Genomic DNA, 19,922 nt, shown 5'->3' with positions numbered 1-19,922 from the left:
GTACCGGGTATCAGGTCTTTGAATGCAGCCCATACTGACATACGCGTGTTCCTGCGCATTTCGGCAAGATGTTGTGGATAACTCGCACTGATATCCCATATCCTGCGCAACTGCGTTGACTCGGACCCCATCCCTTGCGCAGACTTTCAATTCATAGGAATCACGGGACACGCGGCCATTGCGTTTCAGCAAGCTCAAACTGACCGGCTTCAAAAGCTTTGTTGATCCGACCGATCTGATCATCGCGGACGGGTTGACCGGTGTGGTGGGTCCGAATGGCTGTGGCAAGTCCAACCTTCTGGAAGCCTTGCGCTGGGTGATGGGTGAAAACCGCCCCAAATCCATGCGCGGCGGCGCGATGGAGGATGTGATCTTTGCCGGTGCCGCCACACGGCCCGCCCGCAATTTCGCCGAAGTTGTCCTGACCATGGACAATTCCGAACGTCTGGCGCCTGCGGGGTTCAACGACACCGATCAGCTTGAAATCGTGCGCCGTATCACCCGCGATGTCGGCAGCGCCTACAAGACCAACGGCAAGGATGTGCGCGCACGCGATGTGCAGATGCTGTTTGCGGATGCCTCGACCGGTGCCCATTCCCCCGCGCTTGTAGGGCAGAACCGCATCGCCGAGCTGATCAGCGCCAAACCCCGCGCCCGCCGTCGCATTCTGGAAGAGGCCGCCGGGATCTCGGGACTGTATCAACGCCGGCATGAGGCCGAGCTGAAGCTGAAAGCGACCGAGGCCAACCTGACCCGCGTCGATGACGTGCTCGAGCAGTTGGGCGGGCAGCTTGCGCAACTGGCCCGTCAGGCCCGTCAGGCCGCACGCTATCGCGAAATCGGCGAACAGCTGCGTCAGGCCGAGGGGATGCTGCTCTATCGCCGCTGGAAAGAGGCCGACATGGCCCGCCAGCAGGCCGAAGACAAGCTGAGGGACCGGCTTTCCGAGGCTTCCCGCGCCGAGGCCGAAGCCCGCGCCGCCGCCGCAAAAAGAGCCGGGATCGAAGAAACCCTGCCGCCCCTGCGCGAGGAAGAGGCCATCGCCGCCGCTGTCCTGCAACGCCAGCAGGTGCAGCGCGATCAACTGACCGATCAGGAAACCCGCGCGCGCCAGACCATTGAAACGCTGACCAGCCGCATCCATCAGCTCGGCAAGGATATCGAACGGGAAACTGGCCTGAACCGCGATGCGGGCCAGATGATCGAACGGCTGGAATGGGAAGCCCGCGAACTGGCCAAGGCCGCCGAAGGGCATGACGCGAAGGTGGCGGAAGCCGCAGAAATTGCCCGCGAAGCGGCTTCGATCCTTCAGGACCGCGAAGACCACCTGTCGCAGCAGACCGAGGATATGGCGCGTCTTGTCGCCCGTCACCAGTCGGCGCAGCGTCTGGTCGAAGACAGCCGCAAGACGCTGGCCCGCTCTGAGGGGGAAGAGGAAAAAGCCCGGCTGGCCGTGGACGAGGCCAAAACAGCCCTGACCCGTGCCAGCGAGGCGTTCGAAACCGCGCAGGAAAGCGAGGAAGAAGCCCGCGAAGCTGCCGAGGCTGCCGAAGAAGCGCTGGCCGCCGCGGATGAGCTGCGCAATGAAACGCAGGCCCGCGAAGCCGAGGCACGCGCGCAACGGTCCGAGGCCGAAGGTGAATTGGGTGCAATCCGCGCCGAAACCACCGCGCTTGCCAAGCTGGTGGACCGCGACACGGCCGAAGGCGGGCAGGTGATGGACCTGCTGCGCGTGGAACCGGGTTTTGAGAAGGCGCTGGGTGCTGCGCTTGCCGATGACCTCCGTGCGCCGCTGGTCGAAGGTGACGGCCCGTCCGGCTGGGTTCAGGTGGCAGGTTATGACAGCGATCAGCCCTTGCCCGATGGGGTCGACCCGCTGGCGCTGCACGTGTCGGGGCCGGACAGGCTCAGCCGTCGCATCGCGCAGATCGGGCTGGTCGATGCGGATCAGGGCGCGCGGCTGCAGGCGTCGTTGAAGCCGGGCCAGCGTCTTGTGTCCCGCTCGGGCGATCTGTGGCGCTGGGACGGGTTCCGCGCCTGGGCCGAGGATGCGCCAAGTGCGGCGGCGCTGCGGCTGGAGCAGCTCAATAAACTTGAGGCGCTGAAACAGGAACTGGCCCGCACCGAGGCGCAGGCCGATGGCGCCCGCGCCGCGCATGAAACCCTGTCGCGGCAACTGGCGGACGTGACCGAGGCCGACCGCCGCGCGCGCGAAGCCCGCCGCGCCGCTGATCAGCGCATGGCCGAAACCGCACGCCAGCTCAGCCGCGCCGAGGCGGATCGCAACCTCGCGCAGGGCAAGCTGGAAACACTGACCCTTGCCGTGGACCGTCACAAGGAAGACGCCATGTCCGCCCGCGTGCAGCTGCGCGAGGCCGAGGCGGCGCTGAACGATCTGGGTGACCTCGACAGCGCCCGCGCTGAGGTTGAGGACATCAAACAGACAGTCGAGGCGGCGCGGATCACCATGCTGACCCACCGTTCGACCCATGATGAGCTGCGCCGTGAAGGCGACGCCCGCACCCGCCGCACGCAGGAGGTCACCAAGGATCTCAGCGGCTGGCGGCACCGTCTGGAAACGGCTGAGAAGCGGATATCGGAACTGGCCGAGCGCAAGGAAAGCTCGGAAGAGGAACTGACCGAGGCCATGGCCGCCCCCGGTGAGATCGCCGAGGCACGGGAAGAGCTCAACGAGTTGATCGAAGCCGCCGAAGCCCGGCGGGCCGATGCCGCCGACAAGCTGGCTGAAGCAGAAACACAGTTGCGCGACGTGGTGATGGCCGAGCGTGAGGCGGAACGCCTGGCCTCGGAAGCCCGCGAAAACCGCGCCGCAGCCGAGGCGCGCTGTGACGCGGCAAAGGAAAGCGTGCTTGCGGCAGCAGAACGAATTGCCGAAGACCAGCAACTGACCCCGAACCAGTTGCTGAACCAGCTGGACGTAAACCCCGACCAGATGCCCGCTGCGGATGCTCTGGAGGCCGAAGTGAACCGTCACAAACGCCAGCGTGACGCCATGGGCGCAGTGAACCTGCGAGCCGAGGAAGACAGCAAGGACGTTCAGGAAGAATTCGACACGCTCAGCAGTGAAAAGGCCGATCTGGAAGAGGCGATCAAAGCCCTGCGTAGCGGCATCTCCAGCCTCAACCGCGAAGGGCGCGAACGTCTGCTGACCGCTTTTGAACAGGTAAACTCGAACTTCGCGATGTTGTTCAAGCATCTGTTCGGCGGCGGTGAGGCCAATCTGGTCATGGTCGAAAGCGACGACCCGCTGGATGCGGGGCTGGAAATCATGTGCCAGCCGCCGGGCAAGAAACTGTCGACCCTCAGCCTGCTGTCGGGCGGCGAACAGACCCTGACAGCGACCGCGCTGATCTTTGGCGTTTTCCTGGCCAACCCGGCCCCGATTTGTGTGCTGGACGAGGTTGACGCACCGCTGGACGATGCCAATGTCACCCGTTTTTGTGACCTGCTGGACGAGATGTGCCGCCAGACCGACACCCGTTTCCTGATCATCACCCACCACGCGGTGACCATGGCACGCATGGATCGTCTGTTCGGCGTCACCATGCAGGAACAGGGCGTCAGCCAGCTGGTTTCGGTCGACCTGAAAAAGGCCGAGCAGATGGTGGCCTGATCGCTCACCGTAACGTTATGATGATTGCAGGCATAACGCGCTACCTTGGCCTCATGACGCGTTTCCTGATCCCCGCCCTCCTCGCCGCCACTTCGGTTGTCGCCGCTGAATGGCCCGTCAAATCCGGCGATGTCCCGCTGACAGTGGCCGAGCTTGACGCCCTCGCGGGCCAGACGCTGACCTTCTACGATGATGGTCAGGCCAAGTTTTCGGCGGGGGGTGCTTATTCCTATACCTACGCAGGCGGGGGGTCTGCATTCGGAACCTACTCCATCGCCGATGACGGTTCCGTCTGCATCGCGTATCGCAACGGGTTCAGCCGCTGCGACCTGTATGTCCACAGTGGCGAGCGGCTGATCCTGATCGATCAGAAAGGGGATAGGTACCCGGTGCGGCCCAAATAAAGAAGTCACAATTTGGGCCGGCCATGTTGGCAACGGGCCAACCCGCGCAGCAATCTGAACCCGCGGCAGACGTCAACGGCTATGTTGGGAACACCAGCCCAAAAATGCGCGCCCAATGAGGGGCCAGAACCAAACTGTGGGCACCCCGACACAACGCACTGGCGCAAAGCAGGGTAAGTCGCGCCAAAACCTCCGCTGCGGTTGACGAGCCACGCACCGCTTCGTTAGTGCAGCAGCGATCCCGTTTCGGCTTTGGGCAAGAGGTGCTGTTTTGGATTTTCAAGTTGCAAGTTTCTGGTTTGGCTCGCCGTTATCTTGCGTTGAAAGAGTATGCATTCAGTCCTTTCTGGATCATGGCTATGTCTTCCACCTGTACGTGCTGGATCTGAACATAGATGTTCCCGACGGCGTCGTTGTTCATGATGCCCGCGAAATCTATACAGATGAAACCACCGAAAACCTGACCGGTGGCCGGAGACGGATGGCGGTCTATTCAGACATCTTCCGGATCCACATGCTGCAAAAAACCGACTATGTGTGGGTTGATCTGGATATCTACTGCATCCGGCCGCTGGATGTTCCACCGGACTATCTGTTTGGTGTCGTCTGGCGCAACAAGGCGATGAACAATTGCGTCTTGCGCCTTCCCAAGACATCTCTGGCCTTGAAGCTGATCCTGAATTTCCTTGAGTCAGAAGTCCCGATCCCGTTTTGGTTGGGCAGTGATCACATTGAAAAACTGGTCAAACGCTATGAGGCGGGCGAGACACTCACGCTCTACGACCTTCCGTGGACGACAACCGGCCCAAGCGTGACCCGCTGGGCGCTGGGGGTCACTGGTGAAATCGACCGAGGCCAGCATTGGCATTTATATTGGCCGCGTCGCGGGTTTCTGGACCCGGTCGAGAACATTGAAGACTACGAACCCGATTGGGCCCGGTTTCACCACTTCCAGGGCGAAACCCGCAGTGGTATTCGCAGTAAGTTCGGCGGTATTCCTCCAAAGGGAAGTTACATCGATATTGTCTGTCACAGACATGGAATTGACCCTGAAAAATATCCGGTCAAATAATCAGCGGTGACGGCGCTGATATCGTCGAATAATCTTCGGGTTTTGCGTCATAACACAGCAGTGCGGGCCGCTGGATCAGAGTTTTCCCAGCAACTCCATCGTTGGCCATGCGTCCGCAGGCAGGCCCAGACGTTTCTGCTCCGCCTGCGTCGCAGCTCGCGTCCCTGACCCCAGGATCCCGTCGATCTTGCCCACATCATATCCTTTGGCCTGAAGCTTAGTCTGCAACTGTTTCATCTGTGCGCCATTCAGGCCCTGCGCGGGATTGCCCGCGTCATAGATCTGGCCGCCCTCAAGCCGTGTTCCGAAATAAGCGGCGGTCAGAACATAGACAAAGCTCTGGTTCCATTCGAAATAGACATCGAAATTCGGGTAGGCCAGAAAGGCAGGCCCGTTGCGCCCCTGTGGCAGGATCAGCGAGGCGGGCAGGTTGGCCAAGGACCCGCTGCGCGCCTGAACGCCCATCGCCTGCCATTCCGCCACCGAACGCGGCTTACCGGGGCCGGACAGGGACCAGTCCATCTGCGCGGGCACGGTGACCTCCTGCAACCACGGCTCACCCGCGCGCCATCCCAGATGAGACAGCATTCTGGCCCCCGACATCAGCGCATCAGGGGCCGAGCTTTTCAGGCGGACATGCCCGTCACCGTCACCATCGACGCCGTTTTCCAGTATGTCACGCGGCAGCATCTGCACCATGCCGATCTCTCCGGCCCATGCGCCGGTGGTGCGGGCCGGGTCGAAATCACCGTTCTGATACAGCTCGATGGCGGCGAAGATCTGTGGCCGGAACAGTTCCGGGCGGCGGCAATCATGGGCCAGCGTCACCAAGGCGTTGCGGGTGTTGAAGTCGCCCTGAAACGATCCGTAATCGGTTTCAAATGCCCAGAAGGCCAGCAGCACCCCGCGGGAAATGCCATACTCGCGCTCAATCCGATCAAAGACCGCATCGTACTTACGCGACATCGCTTGCCCGCGCTCGATCCGGTTCTGCGAAATCAGGCGACGGGAAAATTCAACAAAGGGCTTCTGAAAAACGCCCTGCGCCCGGTCGGCCTTCAGCACGGCGCTGTCTTGCTGCACCCCGTCAAAAAACCCGTTCACTGCTGATTTGTCCAAACCCTGCTGCACGGCTTCGGCCTTCAGCCCTTTGACAAAGGAATTAAAACCACCGCCACATTGCGCCAGCGCAGGTGAGGTGAACAGGGCAGCGGCGATCAGGCCAGAGAGTATACGCATGAAAAGGTCCGTCAGAATATCAGTTCGGCCCCAACCCACACTGACACGAGCCCAAGCGCAAGCCCCCAAACCCGCCAGAGCATGTCACATGCGCGAAAAACTTCTGATGCGCCGATCTCGCGCGGGGCGTCACCATTGACCCAGGCCAGGTCGCGCACCTGCCCATCATAGCTGCGCGGCCCCGCCAGCGCGACATTCAGGGCGCGGGCCATGGCGGCCTCGGGCCAGCCGGCGTTGGGCGAGATATGCCGCCGGGCATCCCCCGCAATCTCGCGCCAGCGTAACCATTGGCCGGACAGCGCCACGATCATCACGCAGGTCAGGCGGGCGGGGATCAGGTTCAGCAGGTCGTCGAACCGGGCCGCAGCCCAGCCAAAATCGCGGTACGTTTCGGTGCGATAGCCGATCATGCTGTCGGCGGTGTTCACCGCCTTGTACACCAGCAACCCCGGAAGCCCCGCGACCAGAAACCAGAAGGCAGGGGCAATGACCCCGTCACTCAGGTTCTCTGCCGCGCTTTCGATGGCTGAACGCGCCACCTGTGCCCCGGCCATGTCCTGCGTGTCGCGCGAGACGATCATAGCCACCTGCGCCCGCCCGTCTTCCAGCGAGGTTTGCAACCCGTCACCAACCGCGCGGACATGGGCAACCAGCGACTTCTGCGCCAGCAGGATCGCACAGCCGAGGATTTCAACCACCGGCCCCAGCTGCGACAGACCCCATCCAAGACCCCATGCCCCGCAGATCAGAAGGGCAAGCACCGCCACCCCTTTCAGTCGCCGACCGCGCCCGTGGTTCAGGCGCTTGTCCAGCCAGCCGATCAGGTTGCCGATCATCACCGCCGGGTGTTTGACGCGGGACCAGAGCCAGTCGGGCTCTCCCAGAGTGGCGTCCAGACACAGGGCGCAGACCAGCATCAGGGCAGGGCTCACAGTGCGGCCTCCAGCCTGTCCCATCCCCTTTCTGGTGGCAGACCCAGACGCAGAAAACTTTCCGAATAGGGAAAGATACGGCTCCAGATATGGGCGCGGGCCAGCCGGTCCTGCCACCCCGAGGCGTCATCGACCCGATAAAGACGAAACAGGCTGGTGCCACCGACAATATCCGCGCCCCTGGTCAGCATCAGCGCATCCAGCCGGGCCGCCTCATCCGCCAGTCGCGCGCGTGTGGCATCAGCCCAGTCATCGTCCGACAGGGCCTGTGTCCCAACCCGCAGGGCCGGGCCGGACACCGACCAGGGTCCGGTCAGGTCGTTCAGGCGGTTGATCAGTTCAGGCCGCCCGATGGCAAACCCAAGCCGCATCCCGGCCAGCCCCCAGAACTTGCCAAAGCTCTTCAGCACGATCACGCCGGGACGTTCCGCCAGATGGATCAACGATACCTCTGGCATGACATCGCAAAAGCTCTCGTCGATCACGGTCAGCGGGGCCGAGACGTCGCTTTCCTGCCAGATACGCCCGTCCGGGTTGTTGGGATGCACGATCACGCGGGCGTCAGCCGCGCCCTCAGGCTGAACACGCCACCCCTGCGCCGAAAAGGCGGCGGCGTGTTCGTTATAGGTGGGCGGTGTGATCTGGACACGTCCTGACGCGGCCAGCGCCGGAATGCGAGAGATGACAGCCGATGCACCGGGTGCCGGCAGGATCGCAGCCCCCTGCGGCACGTTCCAGAACCTGCGGGCTGCATCGCTCAGCCGTTCAAAAGCACCGTGATCCGGCAACTCGGCCCAATCTCCGGCGGTCAAGCCCGCGACTGCATAAGGATGCGGATTGATTCCGGTCGACAGATCGATCCAATCTGCGCGCGCTCCGCCATACCTGACAATCGCCCTGTCCAGCCCCCCGCCGTGGTCGCGAACTGCGCGGGGGTCCAAGCCGTGATCACGTTTACTCATCTGCTCTCTCTGCGGGGATTGACCGGTTTCGGGGTGCTTCAAGCGGATTTTTGCCATTTACACAAGCAAATCCGCCCGAACACGTGAGCGTGCGGCTGCTGTTAACACTTTGTTAAGGAAATAACGAGATCACGGATCACGGGGGTCGGCACCACTCACCATACCAAGTGCCGAGGTTGTTGCAAATGAAAGTTCTGATTGTTGAGAGTAACCCCGACCTTGGTCGGGTCTGGAAAAGACATCTGGAGCGGCAAGACGCCGAAGTCACGCTGGTTGACGCTCAGGAGGCCGCCATTCTGGCGCTCTATGGCACGGATTTTGATATCATCGTGCTGGATCTGGTTCTGGAAACCGGAAGCGCATTGGCTGTGGCCGATTTTGCCAGCTATCGCCGCCCCGAGGCGCGGGTGATTTTTGTCACCAACACCACCTTCTTTTCCGACGGGTCGATATTTGCGCACAGTCCCAATGCCTGTGCCTATGTTCAAAGCGAAACGCCGCCAGAGGATCTGGCGGCGATGGTCGAACATTACGCTGCCGGGCGCTGATCGCGTCCATGCGGCTCCCTGTAATCCAGCACCGGGTTCACCGGAATGATCCGGTGCGGATTGATGCTGTCATGGCTGTAATGATAGTGGCGCACGATGTGATCCATGTTCACGGTCTCGGCGACACCGGGCCATTGATACAGCTCCCGCGTATAGGCCCATAGGTTCGGATAATCGATCAGGCGCCGCCTGTTGCACTTGAAATGCAGATGATAGACCGGGTCGAAGCGGATCAGGGTTGTAAACAACCGCCAATCGGCCTCGGTGATCCGGTCCCCCATCAGATACCGGTTCCGCGCCAAACGCCCTTCCAGCCAGTCCAGCGTGTCGAACAACGGGCCCACGGCGGCGTCGTAGGCTGCTTGCGAGGTGGCAAAGCCGGACTTGTAGACGCCGTTGTTGACGTCTGAATAGATGCGCGCGTTGACCTCTTCGATTTCATCGCGCATCGCTTCGGGCCAGTAATCATCGGTATTGCCGGTGATCCCGTTGAAGGCCGAATTGAACATGCGGATGATTTCCGAACTTTCGTTCGAAACGATGGTCTCTTGCGCCTTGTCCCACAGAATCGGAACCGTGACGCGACCGGAATAGGACGGATCCGCCTTGGTATAGATCTGATGCGCATGGCTCAGCTCGTAAAGACCGTCGCCCGTGGCACCGTGATCATCCGCCTCAAACGTCCAACCCTGATCCAGCATGTCCGGATGCACGACCGAGACCGGGATCAGATCATTCAGCCCTTTCAACGTGCGAAAAATCAGGGTGCGATGCGCCCAGGGGCAGGCATAGCTGACATACAGGTGATACCGCCCGGCTTCGGCCCGGAACCCGCTTTTGCCCGACGGCCCCGCGCGGCCATCGGCGGTCAGCCAGTTGCGAAACTGCGCCGCGCTGCGCTTGAATGCGCCACCGGTGGATTTGGTGTCATACCAGGTGTCTTGCCATTTCCCATCGACCAGCAGGCCCATATCTTATCCTCCGCATAGGCGTTTGGCCAAAGATAGGTCCAAGCCCCGCCTGTTCCTATGCGTTTACCCGCGCACATGACCTGCATGCGCGCACAGGCAATGCTGGGATTTCTGTGCAACAAACCGCAGGCACAGCCCGTTGCGTGAACGCGTTCACTGGATTTTTACAACAGTTCCCGCACAATAGAGGTCATTAGCGGGGGAGTGATTTTATGAGTACTTATGTTTCAAAGGAAATACGCGCCGAGTTGGACGCGGCCCGAATCGCCACATTGAAAAAGGCCAGTCGCCTTCGTGTCCAGATGGGCGACAATACCTACAAAATTCTCAAATTGTGGAAAGATGGTTTCACGGTTGAGGCGGAAACAACACCGCGCCTGCGCGGGTTGGTCGATATCTATGACGGGGCCAATCTTCTGTATCAATGCCTGATCATTGCCGATCAGGATGAAGGCGGCGAGATGCGATATGAATTCAAGCGCAGCACAGCCGCCCATGACAAGGCACCGCTGGATTTCTATCGCGCCCCGGATGCGCCCATCGCACTGCTGGGATACGAAGACTAGGCTCGGATTTTCATCGTGCCGGATTCGGTCAGGGTGACGCCCACCATGCCGTAGGACTGGCTATCGCTATGGATTTCGCCATGTGGGGTCCGCGCCCGGCCAACAGGCGCGGTCCATTGTGAGGTCAGCCACCCCAGCCACCGCTTGGATTATTGCAGGTCACCAAAGGCCCCTTTCAGTCGCGCGCAGGCGTCCTCGACCCGCGCCCGTTGCGTGGCCAGGTTGAACCGTTCGAAGGTCTCTCCGCCAGTGCCAAAGCCCGGCCCGGACGAGGTTGCAATCCGCGCGTCCTCGCGCAATCGGCGGACAAATTCAGCGTGATCCATGCCGGTGCCGGAAAAATCGACCCAGGCCAGGTAGGTCGCCTGCAAGGGCATCGACCACAGGCCCGGAATCTCGGCGATGGTCTGGTCGAACAGACGCCTGTTTCCGTCCAGATGCGCGATCTGGGCATCTGCCCATTCCGCGCCGGCCGGGCTGTAGGCGGCGGTGATCATCGCCACACCCAACGCGCTGGGGCCATAATCCAGCGTTGCCAGCCGATGCTTCATCGCCTCGCGCAGTTTGGGGTCGGGAATGATCATGTTGCCGGTCCGCTGCCCGGCGATGTTGAAGGTCTTCGATGCCGCAGTCAGCGTCACTGTCCACGGGCGTGCATCCGGGGCTGCCACATCCATCGGCACAAATTTGGCACCGGGATAGACCAGATCGTGGTGAATCTCGTCTGACACAAGGATCAGCCCGTTGCGCTCGGCAAATGCAGCCACGGCGCGCAGTTCCTCCGGTGTCCAGACCCGGCCCGACGGGTTCTGCGGCGAACACCACAGCAACATCTTCTCGGACCCGTCCAGCCGCGACTGCGCATCTTCCAGGTCAAGGCCATAACTTTCCCCGTCCCGCACCAAAGGGCATTCCACGACCCGGCGGCCCGATTTGTTCACCTTGTGGGCAAACTCATGGTAAACGGGGGTAAAGATCACGATGCCATCACCGGGATCGGTCCAGACATCCAGCGACAGGGCGATTGCATTGCCAAGACCTTGGGTCGTCAGAACCCAGTCCGTGTCAATCTCCCAGTCGTGGCGGGTTTTCATCCACCACTGGACCGAGGCCAGATACTCCGGGTGCGCCCAGGAATAGCCGAACACGCCGTGATCTGCGGCCTTGCGCAACGCGTCGATCACGCAGGGGGCCGTCGGGTAATCGGAATCGGCTGTCCACATGGCCAGCCCGTCCTCGGGCGAGACACCGTACAGCATCTCCATCTTGTCCCATTTGGTACTGTTGGTGCCCCGGCGGTCGATCTGGTCGTTGAAAGTCATGTCTGCTCCATTTTCTCGACCGAAAGCTAACCGCAAATCGGGCAGGTGCAAGGGGGGCGTTGCGGCGCGGGGCACGATGCCCTAAATCAGCCTCATGAAACGTAACATCCTGATCTATCCCGACCCCCGTCTCAAGAAGGTCTGCGCCCCCGTGGCCGACCTCACGGACGACCTGCGCGCGCTGGCCGATGACATGCTGGAAACGATGTATGACGCCCCCGGTGTTGGCCTTGCCGCGCCACAGATCGGCGTGCTGGATCGCTTGATCGTGCTGGATTGTGTCAAGGAAGAAGGCGAGGCACCGCGCCCCCTGATCATGTTCAACCCGCAGGTCATCGCGTCCTCGGAAGAAACCAATGTCTACGAGGAAGGCTGCCTGTCGATCCCCGATCAATACGCCGAGGTGACGCGCCCCAAAGTGGTCGATGTGACATGGATGGACCGCGACGGAAACCTGCAACAGGAAACCTTTGACGGGCTCTGGGCCACCTGCGTTCAGCACGAGATCGATCATTTGGACGGCAAGCTGTTCATCGACTATCTCAAGCCGCTGAAACGGCAGATGATCACCCGCAAGATGCAAAAGCTCAAACGCGAACGGGCCCGTGCATGACCGTTCGTGCCTGCCTGCCATGGCCTGACAAACGCCTGCGCACCAAGGCGGATGAGGTGCCCGAGATCACCGATGAGATCCGCGCCATCTGGGACGACATGATCGACACGATGGAGGCGATGCCCGGCGTCGGTCTTGCCGCGCCACAGATCGGGGTGATGCTGCGGCTGGCCGTTGTTGACGGCTCTGCCGAACGGGGCCGGGCCGTGCGTCTGGCAAACCCGGAAATCCTGCACAGTTCGATCGAGCTGCGCGAACATGAAGAGGCCAGCCCGAACCTGCCCGGCGTCTCGGCCACAATCAAACGCCCGCGCGCGGTGACCGTGAAGTTCCTGAACGAACATGGCATGCTGGATCGCCGCGATTTTGTCGGGATCGACGCGACCAGCGTACAGCATCAGATCGACCACCTGAACGGGCGGATGTATTTCGACCGGCTCAGCAAGGTCAAACGTGACATGCTGCTGCGCAAGGCGCGCAAACAAACCTGACGTCCGTAGGCCGGGCTTCAGCCCGGCACCCGTCCCAACTGCCGGAGCCAACGATGCGCATCATCTTCATGGGAACCCCCGATTTTTCGGTCCCGGTGCTGGACGCACTCGTCAAGGCCGGGCACGACATCGCCGCCGTTTACTGTCAGCCTCCGCGCCCCGCCGGACGCGGCAAGAAAGACCGCCCGACACCGGTTCATGCCCGGGCCGAGGCGCTGGGCCTGCCCGTTCGCCACCCAACCTCTCTGAAATCTGCTGACGAACAAACCGCATTTGCCGCGCTGAACGCCGATATCGTCGTCGTCGTCGCTTATGGCCTGATCCTGCCGCAACCCATTCTGGACGCGCCGCGACACGGTTGCCTGAACATCCACGCCAGCCTGCTGCCGCGCTGGCGCGGTGCCGCCCCGATCCACCGGGCGATCATGTCCGGCGATGCCGAAACCGGGATCTGTATCATGCAGATGGAGGCCGGTCTGGACACCGGCCCGGTCCTGCTGCGACAGGCAACCGCGATTGAGGCTGAAGAAACCACCGCGCATCTGCATGACCGGCTCTCGGCCATGGGGGCCGCGCTGATCGTCGAGGCGCTGGCCAAACTGCCGGACCTGATACCCGAACCGCAGCCCGAGGATGGCGTGACCTATGCCGCCAAGATCGACAAGTCCGAGGCCCGCATCGACTGGGCACGCCCGGCGGTCGAGGTCGACAGGCAAATCCGCGGGCTGTCACCCTTTCCCGGCGCATGGACCGAAATGAATGGCGAACGCATCAAGCTGCTGGCATCGCGGCTGGCAGACGGGCAGGGCGCAGCGGGTGAGGTTCTGAACAACGACCTGCACGTGGCCTGCGGTCAGGGCGCGGTCGAACTGCTGCGCTTGCAACGGGCGGGCAAAGGCGCGCAGGATAGGGAAACCTTCCTGCGGGGCTGGCCCATTCCCACCGGCACCCGCCTGACCTAGGAGAAGCCCGATGTTCATGGTGATGATGGGGACCGTCGTGATTGCTGGGATCGTCGGATATCTGTCCGAACAGACCGGGTTCACCCATAACGGCTATCTTCAGTCGATCATCATCTGCGTGGGCGGGGCGTTCCTGTTCTACTTCATCCGCATCATGTTCGGGATCAGCTTTGGCCCTCCCGGTCTGGATGCGGTGATCTCGTCTATCGGCGCGCTGATCATCGTGCCGACCCATTGGCGAAAATGACATGCCCATCGTCGCTCTGATCATCATCCAAGCTGCGCTTGAAGTTTTGCTCGCCAGGTTGCTCCCGGCGACGATGCTGATCGGCATTGTTGGGGCTATGATCGGTGGGCCCCTTCTGTGGTCTCTGATACCCGACGCTGGCTGGATGTCGGGCTTTGCGGGCGCGGTTCTGGGCGCATTGCTGGTGATCTGGATCTGGCAGACCTACCTGCGCCGCTAGCATATTCCTTGGCCCCGCATTCCGTCCCGGAAACCTTCACTCGACAAGATAGTGCAGCAGATCAGCGCTCGTCGCACTCCAGCGCTGAACCAAGCGCCGGGGCGGCTTTCGTCGTCATATCGAACCGGTTCGCCTCGGCGGCGGTCATCCAGTGGATGCTGTCGGCCGGGGCCGCATACAGCGTGTACCAGTAAAACGCCTCATCCACGCCGATGTCTCTGAAATAATCCAGATAGCGGTCATGTTCCGGGTCATCCTTGGGCAACTCCGTGGCCACCAGCCCCGATCCGGCCCAACTGTGCACGCCCACGCAGGCCCCCGGTTGCAAAACACGTCGGTGTCCGGCCAGAAACAGATCGGTGCCGCCGCTGGCAACCAGACCGTCCGAGGGCACAACGGTATCGAACCCGGCCTTGCGCACCTCGCGGCTGAAGATGACATTGGCGTCGTCATCCACCGACCCCTCGATATATTGCAGCACCAGCGTGCGCGCTTCGGGATTTTCGGCGGTGACGTCTTCAAAAGCGGACAGCGTCGTTTCGTCAATCGTGCCCGAGGCGATGATCCGGTCACCCTCGGCAACAAAGTGGACAGGCGCATAATATGCGCCGCAGGAGGCCAGCAAAGCCAGTGAGACCGCAATCGATGTAAGTCTGAACGGCATTTGGCCTCCGGGCTGCGCGTTCCAAACAGCTATCAGCCCGCCCCGGTCGCGTCCACCGACAGGTTCAGTTGCGGGGCGGGCGGCTTTTGTAGACGGGCAATTGCCAGCCAAACACCAGCGACCCGGCCCGCAAGGCCCAGCACACAAGGGCGCACAGGCCCAGCACAAAGGCGGGCTCCAGCCCCAGCCTGACCGCAAGTACCGCCGTCAACGCCCCCAAAAACGCGCACGAGACGTAGAGCTCGCCCTGTTTCAGGACCAGCGGCACCTCGTTGCAGACCACGTCGCGCATCAGCCCGCCCAGACACCCGGTCGTCACACCCATCAGCACGACGATGATACCGGGCTGATCCAGTGACAGCGCGGCACCGGTTCCGGCAGCAACGGCGACCGACAGTGCGAAACTGTCCAGCCAGACCAGCCAGTTATAGCGGCTTTCCACCAGATGCGCGGTAAAGAACACAAACACCGCCGCCGCGACGGCAATCAGGATGTAATCCGGCTGGCCGACCCAGAAGATCGGGTGCCGGTCCAGCAACAGGTCGCGTACCGTGCCGCCGCCAACTGCGGTCAGGCAGGCCATGAAGGCAAAGCCCACCAGATCCAGCTGTGCCCGGCTGGCCACCAGCGCCCCGGTCAGCGCAAAGATCAGAACCGAGGCATAATCCAGCAGCGTCAGCGCGCTCACGCCTGCGCCTTTTTCGGCTTGAACGGCGCCATGCCTGCGCGGGCCAGTTCATCGGCCTTTTCGTTTTCTGGATGGCCCGCATGGCCCTTGACCCATTCCCATGTCACGTCGTGGCGATCCTGCGCCTCGTCCAGTCGCTGCCACAGATCGACATTCTTGACCGGCTTCTTGTTCGAGGTTTTCCAGCCGTTCCGCTTCCAGCCGAATATCCAGCCGGTGACGCCGTTCTTCACATAGGCGCTGTCGGTGACAATGGTGATCTTCGACGGGCGCTCCAGCGTCTCAAGCGCGCTGATGGCAGCCAGCAACTCCATTCGGTTGTTGGTCGTCTCGGCCTCGCCCCCGTTCAGTTCCCGCTCTTTCAGAACGCTGTCGCCGTTCATCGCGCGCAGCAGCACGCCCCAGCCTCCGGGGCCGGGATTGCCGGAACAGGCGCCATCTGTATAGGCAAACAACTCAGGCATGGGCGAACACCAGAATAAACCCGTCGTACGACCCGGCCAGACCCTTGCCCACCCCTTCGACCGTGCGGTCAATCGTGAACCCGGCCTGGGTCAGCGCCTCTCGGATCTCGGCTTCCGAGTAGTAGGTGTAATAGCGGTCCAGATCGTCACGATGCTCGCCAGTGCCCAGCTTCATGCCCAGAAACAGCTGGCCTCCGGGCTTCAGGGCCGCGTGGATCGCCTTCAGGTGACGCGGAAAATCCGCTCGCGGCGCGTGCAGCAGGGAAAAACTGGCGTAGACACCGTCATACTCGGCGGTTTCGGTAACATCGTCGAACGTGCCCAGATGCGCATCCACCCCGTTCTGGCGGGCATGTTCGACAAAGGCGGGCGTGGCATCCAGCGCCCGCACCTTCAGCCCCTGACGCATCAGGAAACCGCTGTCCGATCCGGGGCCTGACCCCAGATCCAGCACATAGCCGCCCGCACCGACCGCATCGGCAAAATCCTGACGGGTCTTGAGCTGTTCGGCTGGCAGAGGAATGGCCAGATATTCGTTTACTCTGTTCGTATAGGCATCAATCGTGCGTTTGTCGCTCACAGGTACACTCCTACGGCTAGGCTGGCCAGAACGACCGCGGTCAGCAGGATACGCAGCTGCATCCACCAGACCGGCGTCAGCCGCCAGTATGAAAACAGGGCGTCCAGCAGCAGCAAGCCGGTGAACCCGTAGATCAGATTGGTGCCTGCAGTGACCGGCCCGCCGCCTGTAATGGCAAAGGCCCACAGCGCAGGCAGGACCGACAGCCCATAACACAGCGCCGCCTTGCTGCCCGAGGTCTTGGTGGCAAACCCCCACAGTACACCTGACATAAAGCTCAGGATGACCGAGCCATAGAACAGCTGCACATAAGGGCCAACAAAGCGCGGGCCAAATGTATGCGAACCCCAGTCGTTCAGATCACCGTTCAGATAGGTCAGCGCGCCCCAGACAAACGGGACCAGTCCCGCCAGCCCCAGATAAAGCGGCGCCTTCGGCACGCCGGTCACGCCGGTTGCCTCAACACGCGCGGCACTTTGAATTCGACGTTTTCAGTTGCGGTCTCGACCGGCTCGACAGTGACATCGTAATGATCGCGGAAGGCGTCGATCACCTCGTTCACCAGCAATTCCGGGGCCGACGCGCCTGCGGTCACCGCAACGCTTTTGATGCCCTGCAAAGCGCGCCAGTCGATCTCGGTCGCACGCTGGACCAGCTGTGCATATTTGCACCCCTCGCGTGATGCGACCTCGACCAGACGGCGGGAGTTTGACGAGTTCGGAGCCCCCACAACCAGCAGCGCATCGGCCTTGGGCGCCACGGCCTTCACGGCCTCCTGCCGGTTGGTGGTCGCATAACAGATGTCTTCCTTATGCGGCCCGACAATGGCCGGGAACCGGGCCTGAAGGGCTGCGATGATGTCCTTGGTATCATCCACCGACAGGGTGGTCTGGGTGACAAAGGCCAGCTTGTCGGGGTCGCGCACCTGCACGGTGGCCACATCATCGACCGTTTCGACCAGCAGCACATCACCTTTTGGCAGCTGTCCCATCGTACCAACGGTTTCGGGGTGGCCCTTGTGGCCGATCATGATCATCTGCAATCCCGCATCCGCATGGCGCTGTGCCTCGACATGAACCTTCGACACCAGCGGACAGGTGGCATCCACATAGATCATCTCACGCTGCGCGGCTTCGGCGGGTACCGATTTCGGCACACCATGGGCGGAAAAGATCACCGGGCGGTCATCGGGGCATTCATGCAGTTCTTCGACAAACACAGCCCCTTTGGCCCGCAACCCGTCGACCACGAATTTGTTATGCACGATCTCGTGGCGCACATAGACCGGCGGCCCCCATTTTTGCAGGGCCATTTCAACGATCTTGATGGCGCGGTCCACACCGGCGCAGAACCCGCGGGGGGCGGCCAGATAAAGTGTCAGTGGCGGCTTGGTCATTCGGCTGTCTCCTTAGGGCACAGGTAAGTCTTTTCCCGGCCTTGGTCCAGACAGGACATTGTCATTCATCTGACACGAATCGTTGTTAGTCAGAGGATGTTTCAGCACCAATCCTTAGTTAAAGAAGCGCGGCCAGGACTCCGGTCCTGACCGCGCGAATTTTCCCATCAACAGGCAGTGGTGCCGGATCAGCTGCCGCCTGCAACCGCGACGCTGCGATGCTCTGCCGGCATTTCACGCGGCGGGCGACCGATCACGTCGCGCAGATCCTCCAACTCGATGAAGTTGTCGGCCTGACGGCGCAGCTCGTCCGAAATCATCGGCGGCTGGCTGCGGATCGTTGACACGACCGACACGCGAACGCCCTGACGTTGCAGGCTGGCGATCAGCGGGCGGAAATCCCCGTCGCCCGAGAACAGCACGATATGATCCACACGCGGTGCCAGTTCCATGGCATCGACCGTCAGCTCGATATCCATGTTCCCTTTGACTTTCCGACGCCCCATGCTGTCGGTGTATTCCTTGGCCGGTTTGGTGACCATGGTGAAGCCATTGTAATGCAGCCAGTCAACCAATGGGCGGATCGGTGAATACTCGTCGTTTTCAAGCAGCGCTGTATAGTAGAAAGCCCGAAGCAACTTGCCACGGCGCATGAATTCCTGCCGCAGAAGTTTGTAGTCTATGTCGAAACCGAGTGCTTTTGCCGCGGCATAAAGATTCGAGCCGTCGATGAACAGCGCTAGCCGTTCGTCCTTATAAAACATAAATAGGTCCTTCCGGTACAATCCAGACTACGCCGCGTTACGTGAGTGAGTGGTGTGTGAGTTATAATATGGCGCACTCTGGTGGGCTTATAATTAGAACTTTTGTCGCTTATCGCAAGTATGCAATGTGTCGAATATAGGGTAGCATATGTACAATTCTTTGCCAAATGCGGTTGTGGCATTGGGCGCAAATCTCGATCTGAGAGGAAATGGGCCCGCTGTAACGCTACAGCGCGCAATTGACGCACTTTCGCAGCAGGGCGTAGTGATTCGCTCTGTAAGCCGGTTTTTTGCGACACCCTGCTTCCCCGCTGGCGCTGGCCCGGATTACGTGAATGCGGCAGCGCTGATCGAAACCGACAAATCCCCGTCCGAGCTTTTGCGCGCGCTGCACGAGGTTGAAAACCAGTTCGGCCGTGAACGGGTGCAGCGCTGGGGAATGCGGACGCTGGATCTGGATCTTGTGTGCTATGGCGATCAGATTCTGCCCGACCGCGCCCTGTTCGACCGCTGGCTGACCCTGCCGCCCGAGGCGCAACGGCAAGAGGCACCGGATCAGCTGATCCTGCCGCATCCGCGCCTTCAGGACCGCGCTTTTGTGCTTGTGCCGATGGCGGATATTGTGCCCGACTGGCGTCACCCCGTGCTTGATCGCACGGTTTCCCAGATGGTTGCCGACCTGCCCCCGCCCGAGGTTGCGGCGGTTACGCCGCTGTGATCCCTGCAAATGCAGCATTTCCTGCTTGTCAAGGCGCGGAATCGCGCTTAGATAAACCCCTTCCTGACATGGACTCAGAAACGGAGAGCGCCCAATGGCCCGCGTGACGGTAGAAGATTGCGTAGACAAGGTTCCAAACCGGTTCGAACTGGTGATGCTGGCCGCCCATCGGGCGCGCGAGATTTCTGCCGGTGCCGCGATTACCGTTGACCGCGACAACGACAAGAACCCTGTCGTGTCCCTGCGTGAAATCGCCGACGAAACCCAAGGCGCGGACGCCCTGCGCGAACGCCTGATCGAGGCCAACCAGACCCAGATCGAGGTTGATGAGCCGGAAGAAGATCAGATGGCGCTGCTGATGGGTGCCGAGACGGACAAGCCTGCGATGGACGACATGTCCGAAGAAAAACTCCTGCGCGCTCTGATGGAGGCTCAAGGGCAGGGGTAAGCTCCAAAGACGAAGGT

Annotated in this window: 24 protein-coding genes; 12 read left to right on the top strand and 12 right to left on the bottom strand. The window is 61.4% G+C overall.

Annotation, left to right across the window (positions count from 1 at the left end):
* Positions 1-178: 178 nt before the first annotated feature.
* The 3 genes from AC2FND_RS07365 (at position 179) to AC2FND_RS07355 (ending at position 5,110) form a co-directional block, all read left to right on the top strand.
* Positions 179-3,634, top strand: coding sequence for a chromosome segregation SMC family protein (locus AC2FND_RS07365; protein ID WP_496768860.1), 3,456 nt, complete (start codon positions 179-181; stop codon positions 3,632-3,634).
* A 53-nt stretch (positions 3,635-3,687) separates the two neighbouring features.
* A complete protein-coding gene (locus AC2FND_RS07360) occupies positions 3,688-4,038 on the top strand; it encodes a hypothetical protein (RefSeq protein ID WP_496768858.1) in 351 nt (116 codons plus the stop codon).
* A 271-nt stretch (positions 4,039-4,309) separates the two neighbouring features.
* A complete protein-coding gene (locus tag AC2FND_RS07355) occupies positions 4,310-5,110 on the top strand; it encodes a hypothetical protein (protein WP_496768856.1) in 801 nt (266 codons plus the stop codon).
* A gap of 75 nt (positions 5,111-5,185) precedes the next feature.
* Here AC2FND_RS07355 and AC2FND_RS07350 read toward each other — a convergent pair whose 3' ends face one another.
* The 3 genes from AC2FND_RS07350 to cobD are packed head-to-tail and all read right to left on the bottom strand — an operon-like array spanning position 5,186 to position 8,243.
* Positions 5,186-6,349, bottom strand: coding sequence for a lytic murein transglycosylase (locus tag AC2FND_RS07350; RefSeq protein ID WP_496768854.1), 1,164 nt, complete (start codon positions 6,347-6,349; stop codon positions 5,186-5,188).
* Between the two features lie 11 nt (positions 6,350-6,360).
* Positions 6,361-7,281 (bottom strand): adenosylcobinamide-phosphate synthase CbiB, encoded by a 921-nt coding sequence (gene cbiB / locus AC2FND_RS07345; protein ID WP_496768852.1) that lies wholly within the window; start codon positions 7,279-7,281, stop codon positions 6,361-6,363.
* A complete protein-coding gene (gene cobD, locus AC2FND_RS07340; RefSeq protein ID WP_209599677.1) occupies positions 7,278-8,243 on the bottom strand; it encodes a threonine-phosphate decarboxylase CobD in 966 nt (321 codons plus the stop codon). The genes cbiB and cobD overlap by 4 nt, the downstream gene beginning before the upstream one ends.
* Before the next feature lie 185 nt (positions 8,244-8,428).
* Here cobD and AC2FND_RS07335 point away from each other — a divergent pair, with 185 nt between their 5' ends.
* Positions 8,429-8,791 (top strand): response regulator transcription factor, encoded by a 363-nt coding sequence (locus AC2FND_RS07335; protein WP_209506176.1) that lies wholly within the window; start codon positions 8,429-8,431, stop codon positions 8,789-8,791.
* Here AC2FND_RS07335 and AC2FND_RS07330 read toward each other — a convergent pair.
* Positions 8,773-9,762, bottom strand: coding sequence for a glutathione S-transferase family protein (locus AC2FND_RS07330; protein WP_496768850.1), 990 nt, complete (start codon positions 9,760-9,762; stop codon positions 8,773-8,775). The genes AC2FND_RS07335 and AC2FND_RS07330 overlap by 19 nt on opposite strands.
* A 212-nt stretch (positions 9,763-9,974) precedes the next feature.
* Between AC2FND_RS07330 and AC2FND_RS07325 the strand changes: the two genes are divergently transcribed.
* On the top strand, positions 9,975-10,328 hold the full coding sequence (locus tag AC2FND_RS07325; protein WP_209506181.1) for a hypothetical protein: 354 nt from the start codon (positions 9,975-9,977) through the stop codon (positions 10,326-10,328).
* A 149-nt stretch (positions 10,329-10,477) separates the two neighbouring features.
* On the opposite strand, the gene AC2FND_RS07320 is transcribed toward AC2FND_RS07325, so the two are convergent.
* Positions 10,478-11,650, bottom strand: a complete 1,173-nt coding sequence (locus AC2FND_RS07320) for a MalY/PatB family protein (RefSeq protein WP_496768849.1) — start codon at positions 11,648-11,650, stop codon at positions 10,478-10,480.
* Between the two features lie 94 nt (positions 11,651-11,744).
* Here AC2FND_RS07320 and def (AC2FND_RS07315) point away from each other — a divergent pair, with 94 nt between their 5' ends.
* The 5 genes from def (AC2FND_RS07315) to AC2FND_RS07295 are packed head-to-tail and all read left to right on the top strand — an operon-like array spanning position 11,745 to position 14,183.
* Positions 11,745-12,263 (top strand): peptide deformylase, encoded by a 519-nt coding sequence (def, locus tag AC2FND_RS07315; RefSeq protein WP_267364061.1) that lies wholly within the window; start codon positions 11,745-11,747, stop codon positions 12,261-12,263.
* Positions 12,260-12,754 (top strand): peptide deformylase, encoded by a 495-nt coding sequence (gene def / locus AC2FND_RS07310; protein ID WP_496768847.1) that lies wholly within the window; start codon positions 12,260-12,262, stop codon positions 12,752-12,754. Before def (AC2FND_RS07315) ends, def (AC2FND_RS07310) begins: the two co-directional genes overlap by 4 nt.
* Before the next feature lie 53 nt (positions 12,755-12,807).
* A complete protein-coding gene (fmt, locus tag AC2FND_RS07305; protein ID WP_496768845.1) occupies positions 12,808-13,716 on the top strand; it encodes a methionyl-tRNA formyltransferase in 909 nt (302 codons plus the stop codon).
* Between the two features lie 10 nt (positions 13,717-13,726).
* Positions 13,727-13,963 (top strand): hypothetical protein, encoded by a 237-nt coding sequence (locus tag AC2FND_RS07300; protein ID WP_267364066.1) that lies wholly within the window; start codon positions 13,727-13,729, stop codon positions 13,961-13,963.
* 1 nt (position 13,964) lies between these two features.
* Positions 13,965-14,183, top strand: coding sequence for a GlsB/YeaQ/YmgE family stress response membrane protein (locus tag AC2FND_RS07295; RefSeq protein ID WP_480538706.1), 219 nt, complete (start codon positions 13,965-13,967; stop codon positions 14,181-14,183).
* 61 nt (positions 14,184-14,244) lie between these two features.
* Here the strand turns inward: AC2FND_RS07295 and AC2FND_RS07290 are convergent, their stop codons facing one another.
* The 7 genes from AC2FND_RS07290 to AC2FND_RS07260 form a co-directional block, all read right to left on the bottom strand.
* Positions 14,245-14,847: a COG3904 family protein gene (locus tag AC2FND_RS07290; protein ID WP_496768843.1), complete on the bottom strand. Its 603-nt coding sequence runs from the start codon at positions 14,845-14,847 to the stop codon at positions 14,245-14,247.
* A gap of 64 nt (positions 14,848-14,911) precedes the next feature.
* Positions 14,912-15,535 (bottom strand): trimeric intracellular cation channel family protein, encoded by a 624-nt coding sequence (locus tag AC2FND_RS07285; RefSeq protein WP_209506199.1) that lies wholly within the window; start codon positions 15,533-15,535, stop codon positions 14,912-14,914.
* Positions 15,532-15,999, bottom strand: a complete 468-nt coding sequence (gene rnhA, locus AC2FND_RS07280; protein WP_480559673.1) for a ribonuclease HI — start codon at positions 15,997-15,999, stop codon at positions 15,532-15,534. Before rnhA ends, AC2FND_RS07285 begins: the two co-directional genes overlap by 4 nt.
* On the bottom strand, positions 15,992-16,579 hold the full coding sequence (locus AC2FND_RS07275) for a class I SAM-dependent methyltransferase (protein WP_496768841.1): 588 nt from the start codon (positions 16,577-16,579) through the stop codon (positions 15,992-15,994). The genes rnhA and AC2FND_RS07275 overlap by 8 nt, the downstream gene beginning before the upstream one ends.
* On the bottom strand, positions 16,576-17,028 hold the full coding sequence (locus AC2FND_RS07270; protein ID WP_496768839.1) for a DUF3429 domain-containing protein: 453 nt from the start codon (positions 17,026-17,028) through the stop codon (positions 16,576-16,578). Before AC2FND_RS07270 ends, AC2FND_RS07275 begins: the two co-directional genes overlap by 4 nt.
* Complete coding sequence (ispH, locus tag AC2FND_RS07265) at positions 17,025-17,975, bottom strand: 4-hydroxy-3-methylbut-2-enyl diphosphate reductase (RefSeq protein WP_209598781.1); 951 nt, start codon at positions 17,973-17,975, stop codon at positions 17,025-17,027. Before ispH ends, AC2FND_RS07270 begins: the two co-directional genes overlap by 4 nt.
* A gap of 188 nt (positions 17,976-18,163) precedes the next feature.
* Complete coding sequence (locus AC2FND_RS07260; protein ID WP_209506211.1) at positions 18,164-18,739, bottom strand: LabA-like NYN domain-containing protein; 576 nt, start codon at positions 18,737-18,739, stop codon at positions 18,164-18,166.
* Between the two features lie 148 nt (positions 18,740-18,887).
* Here AC2FND_RS07260 and folK point away from each other — a divergent pair, with 148 nt between their 5' ends.
* Both folK and rpoZ read left to right on the top strand, forming a co-directional pair.
* Complete coding sequence (folK, locus tag AC2FND_RS07255) at positions 18,888-19,457, top strand: 2-amino-4-hydroxy-6-hydroxymethyldihydropteridine diphosphokinase (RefSeq protein ID WP_209506213.1); 570 nt, start codon at positions 18,888-18,890, stop codon at positions 19,455-19,457.
* 94 nt (positions 19,458-19,551) lie between these two features.
* Positions 19,552-19,905 (top strand): DNA-directed RNA polymerase subunit omega, encoded by a 354-nt coding sequence (gene rpoZ / locus AC2FND_RS07250; protein ID WP_480507393.1) that lies wholly within the window; start codon positions 19,552-19,554, stop codon positions 19,903-19,905.
* The last annotated feature ends 17 nt before the right edge of the window (positions 19,906-19,922 follow it).

The organism is Ruegeria sp. BHSB056 (assembly GCF_059613305.1).
Note: the sequence above shows the minus strand (reverse complement) of the source record. Positions and strands in the feature narration are given on the sequence as shown.